Consider the following 17,591-nt stretch of genomic DNA (forward strand, 5'->3'; position numbering starts at 1 on the left):
GACCTGAATGACCAGGGGATCGACCCTCATCCGGGGAGGAAGAGATCCGTTCGGAACCTTGGATTCCGAACAGAACGGACGAGGCACCGCCGCGCAGCGCGCTGCCGCCCGCTCGCCTCCCCCACCGGCTTGTTCGCCGCCGCCGAGGGGTGGCTGAACAATCCGTGCGGGAGTGGACTCGCTTCGAGAAGTCGGCAGTCGGCCCCTCACGGAGGCGGCCGCGGCGCGGAGAGAGGTCGTGGGATGTTCAAGACGGGGAGCGTCGGCGTGGTGGCCGCCGGACTGGTGCTGGTCCTCAGCGGCTGCGGAGGGGCGGACGAGAAGGCCGGCGGAGCGGAGGGCGAGTCCACGGCGTCCGCCGATCCGGCATCGGCCCGTCCGCCGTCCAAGAAGCTGGTGAAGTGGGTCGGAGCCATGTGCGAGTCGACGACCGCGCTCAAGAACATCCGCAAGGAGAGCACGGAGGACGTGACAGAGATCCGGAACGCGGGCGAGGGGATGGACTCGGCCGACTTCCTCGCCTTCAGCTACATCTCGGGGGCCTCGTCCCAGGTGCGCGAGGTCGAGGGCGAACTGGCCAAGCTCGAACCCTCCGGCCCTCCCGCGGCCGACCGGCTGCAAGCCGCCTGGCTGAAGAAGCTGGGGGACGTCGGGACCAAGCTCGACGAGGTGTTCCCGAAAGCGGCCCTCGACAACCCCAAGGGCGGCGCCGAGGACGTCGACAAACTCATCCAGTCCCTCACCTCACCCAAGCCTGGCCTGACCGCGTTGACGAAGAAGGACCGCGAGATCGCGGCCGCGCACGAACGTGCCGAACAGTGCGCACCGGGCTGGAAGCCCGACGAGGCCACGCAGTCCCCGGCTCCCGCGTCTTCGGGGCCGCTTCCCAAGGCGGCGGACGGCAAGAAGACCGGGGCCTGCGCGGACGGCACGTGCGAGGTGCTGGTGACCGGCACGAAGGACATCACGGCGAACGGGCTGAACCTGCACGTCACCGTGGCGAAGGACTCCGTCACCTTCCGGACCGGGGGCAGCGTGATGCAGTTGGGCGGCTCGGGGGGTGTGGCCCAGTTCGGCGACGACCTGACCATCACCGTCGTCGCACAGAACGAGGACGGCGCCGTGCTGAAGTTCAGGCCCTGAGCTGCATGGCACATCCGGCGCGGCGACCCCGCCGGCACCACGGCGGAAGGTCCGTCGGCACCACGGCGGCAGGGGAGGCGGCACCGCGGCGGAAGGGGAGTCGCTAGGCCACCTCGATGCCGTAGTCCTGGACCAGTTCCTCCAGGCCGCCCCCGTACCCCTTGCCGCCGGCGACGAATTCCCAGTCGCCGCTCGCGCGGCGGCGGAAGGAGCCGAGCACCAGCGCGGTTTCGGCGGGACGGCCGTCGGAGACCTCCAGCCGGTCGAGTTCGGTGCCCTCGGTGTCCAGCAGGCGGATGCCCGCCTTGGTGAACCCGGACAGATCGGCCGCCGGATTGGCCACCGGATCGACCGCGGCGACGATCACGAGCCGATCCGCCCGGCGGGGCAGCGCGTCGAAAATCACCTGAAGCGCGGCCTTGTCCGGAGGGACGGCCGGAAGCGCGCGCACCACGCCGTCCGGCGTCTGGTGGTTGTTGAAGAAGACGAAGTGGTCCTCGTCGAGGACCTGGTTGCCGTGGCAGACGAGCGCGCACACGTCCAGGGCGACACCGCCCGACCAGTACATGCCCAGCATGTTGTGCTCGGGAAGGGCGGCGCCGTCGCCGGGCTCGTCCTGCGGCTCCGCGGTGTCCGGGAGCGCGTCACCGGCGCGGGGCGCCGCCGCCGCACGTCCGCCGCCGCCCAGGCGCCCGCGCAGGCCGTGCCGGTGCAGCAGGTCGACCAGGTCGGTACCGGACACCAGCTCCAGGGGCTTGCCGTTGGCGAAGGTGTGCGAGCCGGGTCCGAACCGGGAGGTGGTGACGAGTACGCCCTTGTTGGCTCCGGCGTCCTGCACGGTGCCGTACAGGTCACGCACGGCGGTCGGCGGCACGGTGTTGCGGTAGCGCTTGACCTGCACGACGATCGTGCCGCCGCGGATCGGCGTCGGATCGAGCGCGTCGACGTCCACACCGCCGTCGTTCGACCGCTGCGTCGTCACGGCCTGCATGCCCATGGCACGGAACAGGTCCGCGACCAGCGACTCGAAGGCGAGGGGGTCCATCGTGTACAGGTCGGGCTCCTCGCCGCCTCCGTGCGTGACGACGTCGTTGCCGACGTCCTCAGGAACTCGCCCTGGACGTATCGCGCCGAGCTGGTCGGGGCGCGGCGACAGCTGTCCCCGCAACTCGTCCACCAGACAGTCGAGCGCGCTCACCTGCTCCAGGTGCAGCCGGTCGAAGGACGAGCGTGACGCCATGACCGTGGCCAGGAAGATCTGGGCCCGCCTGCCCGTCGCCGGCTCGTGGTCGTCCACGAAGCCGTTCAACGCGACGGACTCCAGTACGCCGGACTCGTCCGCCGCGAAGAGGTCGTGCAGCGCGAGCAGGACGCACTGGGCGAGCACGTCCCGATACAACGCGCGGCGCTGCGTCACCGGCCGGGCCGTCTCCTTGTCCCGGTCGGCGGTCGGCATGTACCGCACCGACTTCGCCTCGGGAACGACGTCGAACCGGGGCAGCTCCCAGTTGAGCACCAACTGCCGCGCGCCGGCGTCGTACGCGGCCGTCACCTGCCGCGGCAGGTCCTCCGGCCAGCCCGTGGACGCGTACAGCGCGGCGGAGAAGTACTCCACCACGGTGTCGGCGTCACCGCGGCGCAGCGCCTCCGTCATCTCGGCGATGCCCGCGTTGTGCCGACGGATCTCGGCGAGCTGCGCCAGTGCCCACTGACCGTACTGCTGCCGGTACTCCGCCAGCTGTTGCTGACGCCGGCTCTCCGCGGCCTGCGCGGCGTGCCAGTCCCGCTCGAACCGGGCGCGCGCCTCCGCCTGCGCCTGGGCTCGCCGGCCGGCCGTCCAACCGCCCTGCGCCTGGTACTGGTGGGGCTCCGGCATGCGGAGGGGCTCAGCCAGCCTGCCGGGGGCGAAGGCCTCGACGGTCTCCGCGCGGGTGAGGACACCCGCGCGGAACGCGGGAGCGCGGCACCCCTCCGCCAGCAGGCCCTGCAGGGCGGCGACCCGCGCGTCCAGCTCCTCGGTCCGCCGCCTGGCATCCGCGTCCCGCTGCTGCCGGTACGCCGCTCGCTGCTCCCGATAACTGCGCGCCAGCTCCCGCTGGTACGACCGCTCTCGCCGCTCCTGCTCCCGTTGGAACCTGGCTTGCGCCTCCGCCCGACGTTGCTGCTGACGCTGCGCCTCAGCCCAGATCCCGACCAACCCGTTGGAGCGACGGCTCATGCCCGACAGGCCCTCCCCCGCCGGCACCGGCGCACCCCCGCGCACCGGCTCCGGCCCTATAACCAGCAGTGACGAAGAGACTTTAATCGGAAATCACCAGATAGCCCATCCCAATCGGTGCTCTCTCCCCGCCGATACCCCGGCCCGGCAGGAGCGCTGCCGGGCCACTGCCTGCTTGCGGCGCTCATGCCGTCCCGTGCCTGCGCGGGACCCGGCGCTGAGCAGGTGTCGGGCCCACGGGCGCACCCCGGCAGGGGCGAACCGTCTTGCTGGCCCGACCGCCGCACGAGCCCGGCTCTGTCCGTCACCGGGTGTCTGTCAGCGCACCCGTCACCGGGCCTCTGCTCACCTGGAAGCGCGAGCCGCCCGCCCGCACGCGGCCGCGAGTCCCACTGCCGCGGCGGCCGCCAGGCCGCCGAGGACGCCGCGCCGCCGTTGGGACATCCACAGCACCGGGTCACGCTCGTGCGCCATGGTGTCGAAGGCGCCGTGAACGCCTCGATCGGTCTCCTCGTCCGCGGGGTGCTCCAGGTTCGCTCCCCACCGAGGAGCGTCCTTGCCGGTCTGCTGGCTTTGGACGCCCTTACGCCCCAGGTACAGATCCACCAGTTTCGGGGCCAGGCGCTCGGCCCAGATGGTCAGCGCGGTGGAGACCCCCACCCACATGTTGCGGCGAGGATGCTCGGCGAGGAAGGCGATGCCCTTGGCGGCCAGTTCCGGCTGGAAGACGGGGGGCACCGGCATCGGGTGCCGGGGCATCCGGCTGAGGTTCCAGTTGAACTGAGGGGTGTTGAGCCCGGGAAGCTGGATCATGCACAGCTTGACGTTGCTCTTCTCGTGGATGAGCTCCGTCATGACCGATTCGGAGAACCCTTTGACAGCGTGTTTGGCACCGCAGTAGGCGGACTGCAACGGGATGGACCGGTAGGCCATGGCCGAGCCGACGTTGACGACGACGCCGCGGTCCCGGGGCCGCATGCGTTCCAGTGCGGCCCGGGTGCCGTTGACCTGCCCCAGGTAGGTCACCTCGGTCATGCGTGCGTACTCCTGCGGAGAGGTGTCCCAGAAGAAGGCCAACGATCCCGTGAACGCCACGTTCACCCAGACGTCGATCGCGCCCAGCTCCTGTTCCGCCCGCTCGGCCGCCTGCCGGACCGCCTGGTGGTCGGCCACGTCCGCGGCGATGCCCAGCGCCCTTCCTCCGGCCGCCTCCACGTCTTCGACGGCCGCGTCCAGCCCGGCGCGCACGCGTGCCAGGACGGCCACGTCGTAACCGCGCGCGGCGAACTCGCGTACGGCCGCCCGCCCCACTCCCCCGGTACCGCCGGTCACCACGGCGACTGGGCGCCGCGTCGTGCTTGCCATCGTGTCTCGGCCTCCTCGGCGCGGTGGGTGAACCGGGCTGCCGGGCCGGCAGAACCGCGAATGTGTCCTTTACCGCACGCGGAGACCCCTGCAAACGTGCATGCGGCCGACTGCCGTGGGCGGGGCCGCCCCCGTCACACGGTGGGTCGGCCTCCCGACCTCAGTCGGCGGCCCGGGGCGGGGAGTCCCGCCTCCGTGCGGTGGCTCGGCGGGTGAGGAGGCCGCGCATGCGGTCGAAGGCGGCGACCGCGGTGCTGGCGGGGCCGAGGAGAGACGGGTGGGTGGGCAGGTGCGGGTGAGGGCGGCTGGGCGCGCGGCGACGCGTCGCCGCCCACTGCCGAGCGAGCTGCTCGGCGTCGGCGTCGGACATGCTGTCGCCGAGGCGGGGCCAGACCTCGTTCTGCTCGTAGGCGAGGTGGCTGCGGTTGTGCCCGGCGATCATGTTGACGCAGTCGGTGAATTCCTGGCCACCGGGGCTGATGTGCGCCAACTCGTTGAGCGCTCTCTTGAGCGCACGCTCTTGGCCGAGGGCGTGGCGCACCAACTCGTCGCCGTGTGCGCACAGGCGTCGCACGGCCGGCCAGACGACCAATTCCTCGCTGAACTCGTGTCCGGACTGGAGCGCCACCAACTGCTGTGCGAGGTGTCGCTGCGTGGCGGTGTTCGGTTCCGGGGCGCCGGCTCCACCGGTGAGGGAGTCCAACAGCTTCCAGATACCGTCGTGCTCCTCCTGGAGCGCGGCCGGCAGGCCTGTCATGTCGCTGCGTCCCGGAGTCGGTCGCGCTGGGGCACGACCGTGTATTTCGGGTCCTCGGCGGACGCGAGGCCCGCGTGGAAGACGCCGAATCGGGTGAGCGCCGATCCGGCGAGCAGGGCGGCACCCGCCAGGACGCACCGGGTGCGACTGCGCCGGCAGGCCGCCGCGAGAAGGGCAGCGGGGGGCCGGCCGGCGGTTCGGAGCGCGGCACTGATCCGCTCCCGCCGCGGGGGCCGCTCGTGGCCTGCCGCGTCAGGTGGCGGACAGGCGCGCCCCCGTCTCCATCAGGAGCGCGTGGACGAATGCCTGGGGGAGGTTTCCACGCAGTTGCCGCTGGCCGACGTCGTACTCCTCCGAAAAGAGCCCGGCCGGGCCGCAGGCCGCGCGAGCGCGTTCGAAGTAGCCACGGGCTTCGGCCTCCTCACCCTGCTGACGGGTCGCCAGGGCGGTGAAGAAGTTGCACAGGAGGAAAGCGCCTTCGGCCTTTCCCAGCGGCCTGTCGTCGTGGCGAAAGCGGTAGACGTAGCCGTCCTGGGTCAGGTCCTCGCGGACCGCTCGCAGCGTGGCCACGCTGCGCGGGTCGTCGGCCGGCAGCGCACCGCGGATCGCCGCCAGGAGCAGAGCGGCATCGGCCTTCTCGTCCCCCGGGGACCGCTGCCAGCGGCCCGACGGGTGGACGCAGTCGCTCGCCGCACGGGCCAGCAGGCTGTCGGCCAGCGCGGTCCAGCGTGCGGCCTGCGGCCCGGCGGCGCCCGCACGGGCGACGGCACGCAACCCGGCCGAACAGATGAGCTGCGAGTGCGTCCAGCGCCTGCGGTCGAGCTCCCAGATACCGGTCTCCGGATCGTCGCGGCGCCGCTCGATGGCAGCGGCGGCACACTCGGCGGCACGCCAGTGGTGGCCTTCCAGCCGTCCGTGCTCCGCGGCGGCGGCGAACAGGAGGAGCGCTTCGCCCAGGGCGTCGAGCTGGAACTTGTCGTTGATGCCGTTGCCGACGCGATTGCCACCGCCGGGAAAGCCGAGGAGCTGGGGCAGCTCCCGCTCGTCGGGGACGATCCCGCCGTCGAGGGTGTAGGCCGGGCGCAGTTGGGGGCCGTCGGTCAGTACCCGCTCTGCGATGAATCCCACCGCGGCGTCCAGCAGGGGGAAGGCCTCCGGGCCGACGGCCGCCGCCGCGTGCCCCACGTAGCACTGGTCGCGGATCCAGGAGAAGCGGTAGTCGTAGTTGCGGCCGGCTTCGGCGCGCTCGGGCAGCGAGGTCGTCGCGGCGGCGACCGTCGCACCGGTGCGGCTGGTCATCCCGAGGAGGACGGCACAGGCGCGCCGTGCGTCCCGCCCGCCGAGGACGCCCTCCATCTTCGGAACCTTCCCGCGCCACTGGTTCTCGGTGCCCTCCCACAGGCGGCACGCCGGCGAAGCCGGCTGCTCGAAGGGGCGGTCCGAGACCTCCAGTACCAAGTCGTGGTGCCCGCCGTGCGGCACGGTCAACGTCAGGGCCAGATCGCTGCGGGCGTCCCCGGCTCCCGACCACCGCACGTACAGTCCGCCGCTGCGGGCCTCCCACACGCCGTCGTGGCAGGACAGGTTCTCCATGGCGCACGCGCCGAACCGCGCCCGCACGTCCAGGGCGACGCGTACCCGGGCCGGGCCGTCGATCGCCTCGATCCGCCGCAGCAGGACGGCGGTGTGCGGGTCTCCGGGAAAGGCCAGCGCCTCTCGGCACTCGATCGCGCCGGCGCGGGTCATCCAGCGCGAGCGCCAGATGAGCGTTCCCTCCTCGTAGTGCCCGCCCCACACGTGCCAGGGGTCCACCGGGCCCACCGTGTAGGCGCCCGCGCCGCCCAGCAGCGCCGAGAGGACCGCGTCGCTGTCCCAGCGAGGGGCACACATCCATACGATCCCGCCGTGCGGGTCCACCAGGGCGCCGCGTTCCCCGTCCGCCAGCAGCGCGTAGTCACGCAACACCACGGGCGGTGGCTCCGGATGCACTCCTGTGCGCTGATCAGGCACGGGTCAGTTGTGTGTGCCGGGCAGGGACCGCTTGAGCGACTCGGTGAACTCGTGTGCCTTTTGCCTGCCGCCCTTGGTGGCGATGCCCCATGCCTCCGGGTCGCCCTGTCGCAGCGCCTTCGCCACCTTTTTGGCCTGCATCTTCTTGATGTGCGGCGGCACCGGCGGAACCTCCGGATCGACGACCACTTCGAGAACCACCGGCTTCGTCGACGCCAGCGCCTCGTCCCACGCCGCTCCGATCGACTTCGGGCTGTCGCACCGGATCCCCGTGAAGCCCAGCAGCTTCGCCCACTCCGCGTACGGGACCTCGGGGATGTACTGCGAGCCCATGAACTTCGGCTCGCCGCCCATGGCCCGCTGTTCCCAGGTGACCTGGTTGAGGTCCTGGTTGTTGAAGACGCAGAAGATGAGCGGTGACCCCTCGAGCCGGTCCAGGTACCGCTTGACGGTGATCAATTCCAGCATGCCGTTCATCTGGAAGACGCCGTCGCCGACCATGGCGATGACGGGCCGCTCGGGGTAGGCGAACTTGGCACTGATCGCGTAGGGGGTCCCAGGGCCCATCGTGGCGAGGTTGCCGGCCAGTGACGCGCGCATGCCCTCACGCAGTCTCAGGTGCCGCGACCACCAGTTGGCCACCGAGCCGGCGTCGGTCGTCAGGATGCAGTCGTCCGGCAACCGCTTGGACAGCTCGTGAGCCACGAGCTCGGGGTTCAGCGGATCGGCCTTGTCATGGGCTCGATCATCGAGGATGTCCCACCACTCCGACACCTGCGCCTCGACGTGTTCGCGCCAGGAACGGTCCTTCTTCCGCTCCAGCAGAGGAATCAGCTCTTGTAGCGTCTCCTTGGAGTCCCCGATCAGCTGGGCCTCCATGGGGTAGCGCACACCGATCATCCGGCCGTCGAGATCGATCTCCACGCCCCGGCACTGGCCTTCCGGCGGCAGCCACTCCGCGTACGGGAAGCTGGTGCCGATCATGAAGAGCGTGTCGGCGCCCATCATCATCGCGTGGCTGGACGTGGAGCCCAGCAGGCCGATGGGCCCCGTGACGTAGGGCAGTTCGTCGGGCAGCACCTCCCGCCCCAGCGACGTCTTCGCCACCCCGGCTCCGAGCAGCTCGGCCACCTGGCCGACCTCCTCCGACGCTTTCGCCGCGCCCTGCCCGACGATGATGGCGACCTTCTGGCCCTCGTTCAGGATGTCGGCCGCCTTGCGCAGCTCGGTCGCGGGCGGCGTGACGCGGGGTTTGACGTAGCCGACGCTGGTATAGACCGCACCGTGCTCACGCGGGGGCGAGGGCTGCGCCGGCTCCTGCGCGACGTCCTCCGGCACAATGACCGCCGCGACCGTGCGATTGGCCAAAGCGACCTTGCAGGCACGGTCGATGAGCTGACGTGCCTGCGCGGGGTGCATACACGTCTGGACGTACTCGGCAACGTCCTTGTACAGCGTGTTCGGATCGATCTCCTGCTGATAGGCGGAGCCGAGAGCGATGCGCTTTTGCTGACCGAGAATGGCGACCACCGGCTGGTGATCGAGCTTGGCGTCGTAGAGGCCGTTGAGCAGGTGAATCGTGCCTCCACCCGACGTGGCTACGCAACAGCCCAGCTCTCCGGTGAACTTCGCGTGGGCGGTGGCCATGAAGGCCGCCATTTCCTCGTGCCGCGTCTGGATGAACTCCGGGTCGCCCTCGGCCCGGTCGAAAGCCCCCAGCAGGGCGTTGATGCCGTCCCCCGGATAGCCGAAAACGCGCCGCACGCCCCATTCCCGAAGGCGGTGGAGAAGGAAATCAGCGGTCTGCGGCATCGTGCACCTTCCCTAGTGCTTCCCTGCGAACGCCGTCACGCATTACCCCGTCGCGATCGCCGTTAACACACCGTTACGTCATACGAGCGTCAGCACTTCTTCGGTCGCGGCAGTGACATGGAGACCGCGGCAGCCGGCACACGACAGCCGGCACATGGACGGGGAAGCCTGGCCATGTGCGCCTGGGGCAGCGCGGCGCCAGGCAGCGTGCGCCTGCCAGGCGCCGCCCAGGTCCGCTTCGGTGCGAGCGGCTGCCGGCGCCGGGCAGCGCCACCCGTCACAGCGTCGGCCGGACGCCTGGCTCGTGGCCGATGTTCGCCCGCTCGGGCGGAGCCGTCATCTGGCGACGGCCCGCGCCGGTGCGCAGCGTCGGCAGGAGGGTGCGGCCCGGACCGCTCTCCGACTCGAACGCAAGTGCGGCGCACACGGCGATCGCTGCGAGGACGACCCCGCACACTCCGGCGGCCGTCTTCCAGGCCGCCTCCGCGGTCAGCAGATAGACCCCGGTGACCGCGAAGCGGATCGCGGCCATGCCCAGGACCGCACTGGCCGCCAGTTTCGAGGCCCGGGCGCTCAGCAGCGGGACCAGCAGACAGACGGCCGCCGCGATGAGTAGCACTCCCAGGGCGCCACTCGTGCTGCCGGGAAGCGAGTTGAGCATCACCAGGCCGATGGCGAGCCAGGTCCCGGCCAGTACGCCCATGCCCGTGCCGGCCACGGCGTCCCGTGCCAGGAAGCCGTACACGCTCGCCAGCAGTTGCAGCGGCACCGCGAACGCCACCACCACGAGGCCGACGTGCGGCCATTCGAGAACGGGAAACCAGCCGAGTTGCAGCCCCGCCAGTGCGGTGGTGGCCCCGGCCAGTCCCAGGAAGCCGAGCGGGAGCGGGGTGCCGATGGGTCTGAGGAAGGCCCTCAACTCGATCTCGGAAGCAGAACCGGCTCCCGAGCCGGAACCGGACCGGGTGGCTGGGGGCGCGGGCGGATCCCCGCCGTCGGACGAGTGGCGCACAGGGTGTCCTTTCCGACCGGCGAGCGGTCCTGACGGGCGATCGGGTCAACGGCCGGGCGAAGCGGCAAGCGGCCGAAGCCGTGACGTACCGCCGGCCTCCCGTTGCTCGTGGCCGTCTGTTCCGGCGACAGGGCGGGGGATCCGGCAGGCGACACGGCGCTGCTTCGGTGTGCGTGGGGCTCCACCCGCTGGCCGTAGTACCAGAAACAGAGCCGCCGGCGCGGGATCCCGGTGTGCCGGGCCTCGTCGGACGTGAGCCGGTGGTGTCCGCGGTGCGCGCGGACACCACCTGCCTTCGGTCCCTCCCGCCGTCCAGCGAAACCCGCAGGCCAGACACCAACGTCCGGCTCTCGGCGGCGTTGAGTCGCCGAAGACGATGCTGCGCCTCAGGGACCTCGTAGGAGCTGGCTCAGCACGTACCTATGGCTCCGGCAGCCGGTGACCTTCCGTCGTCCGCGGTCAGAGAATCCCTTCCTCTACGGGCTCTGCTCCCTCGGACGACGACACGCCCTCCCGGCGGGCGAGGGCGGCGAAGGCACTGACGGTCGGCCGGGCGAAGAATCGGGCCAGCGACAGCCGCACGCCCAGCTCACCGGTGGCCCGCTCGATCAGCCGGACCGCTCGGACGCTGTCTCCGCCGAGGGTGAAGAAGTTGTCCTCAGCAGTGCGGACCGGAACGCCGAGGATGCTCTCCCACAGCCGTGCGACCGACCGCTCGACAGGGTCGAGTGCGTCGCCGGCTCTTCCGTCAGACCGCGGCTGGGTGGCCGCGGTGACTGCGGCGGTCAGACTCCGCCGGTCCACCTTGCCGTTCCTGCCCAGGGGGATCGCCGGCAGTGCCGTGATCCGCCGCGGGACCATCGCGTGCGGCAGCCGGTCATCCAGCCAGTGCCCCAGCGTCTTGACCAGCACTGTCCCCTCCTGTCCTCCGGTGGGCACGACGGCGGCCAGCAGTTCGCGCGCCGCGCCGGTGCCAGACACGGCGACCGCGGCGCGGGCCACGTCCGGGTGCGCGGACAGTGCGGCCTCGATCTCACCCAGCTCGATGCGGTGACCGCGTACCTTGACCTGGTCGTCGGTGCGGCCGAGGAACTCGAGCACTCCCCCGGGACGGTAGCGGCCGAGGTCGCCGGTGCGGTACCAGCGACGGCCGCCGGCCGTGACGAAGCTGGACGCCGTCAGCTCCGGCGCACCGCGATATCCGCGGGCGAGCCCGGCGCCGCCGATCCACAGTTCACCGGGGACCCAGTCGGGCCGGTCCTCTCCGCACGGTGCGTCGACTACCCGGTAGCCCTGGTTGCGCAGAGGCATGCCGTAAGGGATCGACGGCCAGCCGGGGAGCGGCCCCTCGACGTCGTGCGCATTGGACCAGACAGCCGCCTCCGTGGCGCCGCCCATGGCGACGAGGTGGCAGGACGGGACCGACGCGGAGAGCCTGCCGGGCAGGTCGAGGCCGATCCAGTCGCCGGACAGCAGAGCTAGCCGCAGGGTACCGGGGACCTGCTCGGACTGATACTCGACGACCGTCAACAGCATGTCGAGCAGCGCCGGGACGGTGTTCCACACCGTCACCCCGTACCGGACGCACAGTTCGGCCCACCGCTGGGCGTCGCGGCGCTCGTCCTCGGCGACGGTGACCAGGGCACCGCCGGCGGACAGCAGGCCGAAGACGTCGTACACCGACAGGTCGAAGTCGAGGGCCGAGACGGCCAGGACCCGGTCGTCGGCGCCCACGTGGTAGCGGTCGTTGATGTCCTCGACCGTGTTGGCGGCGGCGGCGTGGGTGATCTCCACGCCCTTGGGGCCACCGGTCGACCCGGAGGTGAAGATGACGTACGCAAGTTGGTCCGGGGCGGCGACGGCCGGGACGTCCAGGGGCTGGTGTCGGTCGGCCTCGGTGAGCGGTACGGCCGTGACCGGCCAGTCGTCGCCGGGACCCGCGGTCAGCGCCAGCCGTACGCCCGCCCCGGTGACGATACGGTCGCGGCGCACCCGGGGCTGGTCGACGCCGATCGGGACGTAGGCGGCTCCGGCGGCGAGGACGCCCAGCACGGCGGCGATCTGCTCGGCTCCCTTGGGCAGGCAGACAGCGACCGGTTCCCCCGGGGACACTTCGTGCGCGGTCAGCAGTGCGGCCACGCGGCGGGCTCGCAGGGACAGTTCGCCGTACGTCACGGGGCGGTCGGCACCGTCAGTGAGGATCGCCGAGGCGTCCGGGCGGGCTGCGGCGTTGCGGAAGAAGGAGGCGTGCAGGGAGGTCTCCCGCTGGGGTGCGGCCGTCTCGTTGGCCAGTTCCCGGGCGATGCGCTGAACCGGCGGCAGACCGACCGGCCGGGGGGCGTTCCAGTCGGCCTCCAGGAGCCTGTGCAGGTGGGCGGTGTAGGCGGTGAACATCGCATCCAGGACACCTGCGGGAAACAGGCCCTCGACGGAGTCCCAGTGCAGGTCGATCACGGTGCCCTCGGGTGTGCGCCGTTCGACGGCCTGGTGGTCGAGCCACACCTGCGGGGTCTGGGTGATGCCGTACACCTGGTCTGTGAAGAGTCCGGCCGGGTCGTCCCCAGCGTCCAGGCCGAGGGCGCTGGTGAAGACGACAGGCATGGTCACCTCCGCCTGCCCGGTGCGGCGGGCGAAACGGCGCAGCACCTGGACGGCGGAGAGGGAGCGGTGGTCGAGAGCCTGCCACAGCTCGCGCTGGGTACGGCGGGCGCCGGTCAGCCAGGGCTCGTCCGGGCGGTGTTCGTGGCCGACCAGGACCAGGGAGGTGAAGTCACCGAGGACTCGCGTGATGTGCGGATGGGCTTCGCGCCGGTCGAACAGGGTCAGGTTGACCGTGAGGTCCCTCTCGGCGCTCCACAGGGACAACACCTCGCAGTACGCCGTCAGCAGCACGGCGGAGGGGGTGACGCCATGGGCGCGGGCGCGTTCCTCCAGGGCGCGGCGGGCCTCCGGGCCGAGGACGGCGGTGCGTCGCTCGAAGCGGGGGGCGGTGATGCCGGCCGGGTCGCCGGCGAGCGGCAGCCGGGGCGCGGGGGGCAGCGTGTCGAGCCGCTTGTTCCAGTGCTGTTCGGCTGCGGCGAGTTCGTCGGGTTCGGTCCTGGTGGCGAGCACGTGATCGCGGAAGGTGACGTCTACCGGCGGAAGCTCGGCGTCGGGATCGGCGTAGAGCGCGGACAGCTCGGAGTAGAAGGTGAGGATGCTCAGCGCGTCCAGGACCAGGTTGTCCATGCCGACCGCGAGACGTGCGCCGTGGTCGTCGCGGACGGCGGCAACGCTGAACAGCGGCCACTGGCCGGGGTGGAAGACGTGGTGCGACCAGGTATCGCGCAGGGCGGCCCGGGAGGCGTCGGGGTCGCCCGCTGCTTCGGTGACCTCTACGGTGAAGCGGGGCACCTCAGCCAGGACACGCTGGTTGCCCTCGTCGTCGAAGACGGCCCGGAGCATCGGATGCCGCGCCACGAGACGGTTGACGGCCTCCTCCAGACGGGGCACGTCCAGGCCGGGTATGTCGTACTCGCGGTAGAAGTGGCAGCCGACGCCGCCGAGGGTGAAGTCCTCGCCGCGGCCCAGCCAGTAGGCGAGCTGCACGTCCGTGGGCGGGAACGGGTCATGGCGGTGCTCGGGGTCGGGTGCGGGCGGCTGGGCCGGGGGACGCGCCGGGCCGAGGTGGAGGGTCTCGGCGAAGTCGGCGAGGCTCGGGTGGGCGAACAGGGCGCTGAGTGCGATCCCCTGTGCCCCGTCTGCCCGCAGCCGGCTGATGATGCGGGTGGCCAGCAGCGAGTCGCCGCCCAGGGCGAAGAAGTCATCGGTGCGTCCGGGCCCGGGTGCGGGCAGCCGGAGAACGTCCGTCCAGGCGGCGGCGACGAGGCACTCGGCATCGGTGCGGGGCGGCTCGTGGACGCCCGGCGCGCCCGGTTCCTGATGGTCGGCGGCCAGTTCGGCCAGGCGGGCCCGGACAGCGGCGCGGTCGGTCTTGCCGTTGCGGGTCAGCGGCAGCTCGTGGAGCACCGCCGTGGTGTCCGGGACCATGGCCGGCGACAGGAGTGTGCCGAGGTGCTCCCTGAGATGTGCGGGCGAGGGAAGCACTCCGGGAACGGGGACGACGGCCGCCGCCAGCCGACGGCTCGGCAGCAGCACCGCGACGGCCTCCGTCACCTCGGCGTGGGCGGTCAACGCGGCCTCGACCTCGCCCAGTTCGACCCGGTGCCCGCGCACCTTGACCTGGTGGTCCGTGCGGCCGAGGAAGTCCAGGGTGCCGTCGGCGCGGTAGCGGGCGCGGTCTCCCGTGCGGTACCAGCGCAGGCCGTCGTGCTCGACGAAGCGATCGACGGTGCGGCCGGGGTCGCCGCGGTAGCCGCGGGCCACTCCGCCGCCGCCGATCCACAGTTCACCGGGCACCCAGTCCGGGCAGTCCCGGCCGAGCGCGTCCACGACCCGGCAGCGTACGCCGGTGAGCGGACGGCCGTAGGGGACGATGCTCCAGTCCTCGGGGACCGGGAGCGTGACCTCCTGCCAGGTCGAGTGGATGGCGGCCTCGGTGGTGCCGCCGAGCCCGGCGAGGCGGCAGTCGGGAGCCTGGCGGGCGAGCCGTCCGGCCAGGTCGACGGTGACCCGGTCACCCCCGAGTAGGACCGCACGCAGCGGCAGCGGCAGCGGCCGGGGGCCGGCCGTGTCCGTGGCATCCGTCCCGGCCTCCGCGACGGTGAGCAACATGTCGAGCAGGGCGGGCACGCAGTTCAGCACCGTCGCCCGGTGGGTGTGTGCCAGGCGGAGCCACGCGTCGGCGTCCCGCCGTTCCGGCTCCCGTACGCAGACGACGGCTCCCCCGGTGCCCAGCGGCGCGAACAGGTCGAAGACGGAGAGGTCGAACTCCAGCGCGGACAGCGCCAAAATGCGGTCGGTGGCGCCGAGTCCGAGACGGTACCGCAGGTCGGCCACGGTACCCATGGCCGCCGCGTGGGCCATCTCGACGCCCTTGGGTTCGCCTGTCGATCCCGAGGTGTACAGCACGTAGGCGAGGTCGTCGGGCGTGCCCGGCACCGGAGCGGGCAGCGGGTCGGCGGTGAGGGCCGTGTCCAGGCGGTCGAGGACGAGCCGGGCGCCGGCTGACTCCAGGACGCGGTCGCGGCGGGCGGCCGGCTGGTCGACGGCGACGGGGAGATAGGCGGCGCCGGCCGCGAGGATGCCGAGGACGGCGACGGCCTGCTCGGGCCCCTTGGGCAGGCTCACGGCGACCAGGTCACCGGGGCGCACGCCGTGCGCGTGCAGGTGGCCCGCGACGGCGAGGGCGCGCGCCGAGAGTTCGGCATACGTGAGGTGCTCGGTATCGGTGCCCCACAGCAGCGCGGGCGCTTCGGGGGTGGTGGCGGCATGGTGGAAGAACTCGTCGTGCAGGCGCAGTCCGGCGCCGGGCGGGCGGCCCGTGTCGTTCACGGTCTGCCTGGTCTGCCGCTGTCCCGCGGGCAGCAGGTCGCCTGCCGGAGTCGTCCAGGCGTGTTCGTCGTCGGTGAGCCGGTCCAGGAGGGCGGTGTACGCGTCGAACATGGCGTCCAGGACGCCGGGCGCGAACGCGGCTTCCCTGGCGTCCCAGTTGACCAGCAGTCCGCCGTCGAGTTCGGTGATCTGGGCGTCGAGCCACACCTGTGGGCCCTGGGAGATGATCCATGCGGGTTCACCGAAGACGCGGGTGACCGAGGCGGGGAAGAGCGGGCCGAGACCGAGCGCGCTGGTGTGGACCACGGGGGCGAGGGTCTGGGCGCCACGGTGCCGGCCGAGGTCGCGCAGCACCTCCACGCCGGAGTGACGGGCGTGCGCCGCGTCGGCGTGGAACCGCTCCTGAAGCCGTCCGGCCCTGTCGGCGAAGGTGCCCGGCTCGGTGCCGTCCCAGGCCAGCAGGACCGAGGAGGTGAAGTCACCCACCAGGTCCTCGACGTCCGGGTGCAGGGGTTCGCGGTCGAACAGGGGAAGGTTGAGCAGGAAGGAGGGCTCGCTGCTCCAAGCGGTGAGCACCTCGGCGAAGACGGCGGTGAGCGCGAGCGCGGGAGTCAGCCCGTGGGCCCTGGCCCGGCCCTCGAAGGCGGCTGCCCGCTCGGGGCCGAGGATTCGGTGCCTGCGGACGACGGCCGTGGCGTCGGCGTCGTGGCCCGCGGCGGGCAGTTCGGGGGCCCCGGGCAGGCTGTCGAGGCGGTCGCGCCACCAGGCACGGTCCGCCTCGTACGCGGCACGGGCGGGGCCGGCCCGGTGGGACTCGCGGTCGGACAGGTAGCGGCGGAAGGAGTAGCCGGGCTTGGCGCGCGGCGCCTGGCCACCCGCGCTGTAGGCGTCGGCGAGGTCGCCCAGCAGGACCCGCAGGCTGAGCGCGTCGGCGGCGATCATGTCGAGGTTGACGTGGGTGCGGGTACGGCCGCCCGGCAGCAGGGTGAGCCGGACGTCGAAGACCTCACCCGAGCCGATGTCCATCGCGCGGTGCGAGAGCGCGGCGCGCACGCGGTCCAACGCGGCCTCAGCGGCTTCGGGTTCCTCGTCCCGCAGGTCGGTCACGCGCAGGCCGGGCCAGGGGGCGCGTTCCAGGACCTCCTGGGTGCCGTCGTCCAGGACGCGGACCCGGAGCATGTCGTGGCGGGCGAGGACGGAGCGTACCGACGCGTCGAGGCGATCGGGGTCCACTCCCGTGCCGTCGAACTCGTGGTAGAAGTGCGCGGCCACGCCGCCGAGTCGCTGTCCGGGGGAGCGTCCGGCCCAGTAGGCGTGCTGCATCAGGGCGAGCGGGAAGGGTCCTGCCGCCTCGTCGTCGCCCTCCGGTGCGGTGCCGGGCTGCGGCGCTGTGGAGGCATGCGTACCCGCTCGGGAGAGCAAGGCGTGCCAGGCGGCGGGTGTCGGGGCGGCGGCGAGTGCGCCGAAGGACACCTCGGTCCCGGCGCGCCGCCAGCGGGCCGCCAGCTTCATCAGGGTGATGGAGTCCAGGCCCAGGGCGATCAGATTGTCGTCGTCGTGGAGGGTGCCGGGCGGCAGGTCGAGTACCGCCGCGAGCCGGGCGCGCAGGACCTCCAGGTCCGTTGTCTCGGCGGTGGCCGGATCGGTCGAGTCGGTCAGCACGGGTCTTCCTTCTGTCTCGCGGGTATACGGGCCGGCACGGCGGGGACGGCCGCCGCGCCGGTGTCCGTGGTGGCCTGTGGGTACGGCCCGTAGGTGGGTTCTCGGAGTCGGCCGGTGTCACCGGGCCCGGGGTCGGCCGGTGTCACCGGGCCCGGGGTCGGCCGCTGGCACCTTTCTCG

General features: G+C 72.1%; 8 protein-coding genes and 1 pseudogene. 1 reads left to right on the forward strand and 8 read right to left on the reverse strand.

The genetic code is table 11. The features are described 5' to 3' along the window. The first annotated feature begins 243 nt into the window (after positions 1-243). Positions 244-1,143 carry a hypothetical protein gene (locus MMF93_RS04665; RefSeq protein WP_242749792.1) on the forward strand — a complete coding sequence of 300 codons (900 nt, stop codon included), beginning with the start codon at positions 244-246 and terminating at the stop codon, positions 1,141-1,143. Between the two features lie 103 nt (positions 1,144-1,246). Here the strand turns inward: MMF93_RS04665 and MMF93_RS04670 are convergent, their stop codons facing one another. From MMF93_RS04670 to MMF93_RS04705, 8 genes and pseudogenes are all read right to left on the reverse strand, one after another. Continuing rightward, the gene (locus MMF93_RS04670; protein ID WP_242749794.1) at positions 1,247-3,361 is read right to left on the reverse strand and encodes a restriction endonuclease; all 2,115 of its coding nucleotides are present in this window, start codon (positions 3,359-3,361) and stop codon (positions 1,247-1,249) included. Positions 3,362-3,706: 345 nt separating this feature from the next. After that, positions 3,707-4,726 (reverse strand): SDR family oxidoreductase, encoded by a 1,020-nt coding sequence (locus tag MMF93_RS04675; RefSeq protein ID WP_242749795.1) that lies wholly within the window; start codon positions 4,724-4,726, stop codon positions 3,707-3,709. A gap of 160 nt (positions 4,727-4,886) precedes the next feature. After that, positions 4,887-5,483, reverse strand: a complete 597-nt coding sequence (locus MMF93_RS04680) for a hemerythrin domain-containing protein (RefSeq protein ID WP_242749796.1) — start codon at positions 5,481-5,483, stop codon at positions 4,887-4,889. Continuing rightward, positions 5,480-5,701: pseudogene (locus tag MMF93_RS04685) on the reverse strand (NrfD/PsrC family molybdoenzyme membrane anchor subunit); the annotation flags it as partial. The pseudogene MMF93_RS04685 and the gene MMF93_RS04680, both read right to left, overlap by 4 nt. 34 nt (positions 5,702-5,735) lie before the next feature. Then, positions 5,736-7,493, reverse strand: coding sequence for a glycoside hydrolase family 15 protein (locus tag MMF93_RS04690; protein WP_242749797.1), 1,758 nt, complete (start codon positions 7,491-7,493; stop codon positions 5,736-5,738). 3 nt (positions 7,494-7,496) lie between these two features. Then, on the reverse strand, positions 7,497-9,305 hold the full coding sequence (locus MMF93_RS04695; protein ID WP_242749798.1) for a thiamine pyrophosphate-requiring protein: 1,809 nt from the start codon (positions 9,303-9,305) through the stop codon (positions 7,497-7,499). Between the two features lie 277 nt (positions 9,306-9,582). Continuing rightward, entirely contained in the window at positions 9,583-10,317 is a 735-nt protein-coding gene (locus tag MMF93_RS04700; protein ID WP_242749799.1) for an acetate uptake transporter family protein, read from the reverse strand. Positions 10,318-10,776: 459 nt separating this feature from the next. After that, the gene (locus MMF93_RS04705; RefSeq protein WP_242749800.1) at positions 10,777-17,412 is read right to left on the reverse strand and encodes a non-ribosomal peptide synthetase; all 6,636 of its coding nucleotides are present in this window, start codon (positions 17,410-17,412) and stop codon (positions 10,777-10,779) included. Between the last annotated feature and the right edge of the window lie 179 nt (positions 17,413-17,591).

Origin of the sequence: Streptomyces tubbatahanensis, assembly GCF_022699385.1 — a bacterium.
Classification (GTDB): domain Bacteria; phylum Actinomycetota; class Actinomycetes; order Streptomycetales; family Streptomycetaceae; genus Streptomyces; species Streptomyces diacarni.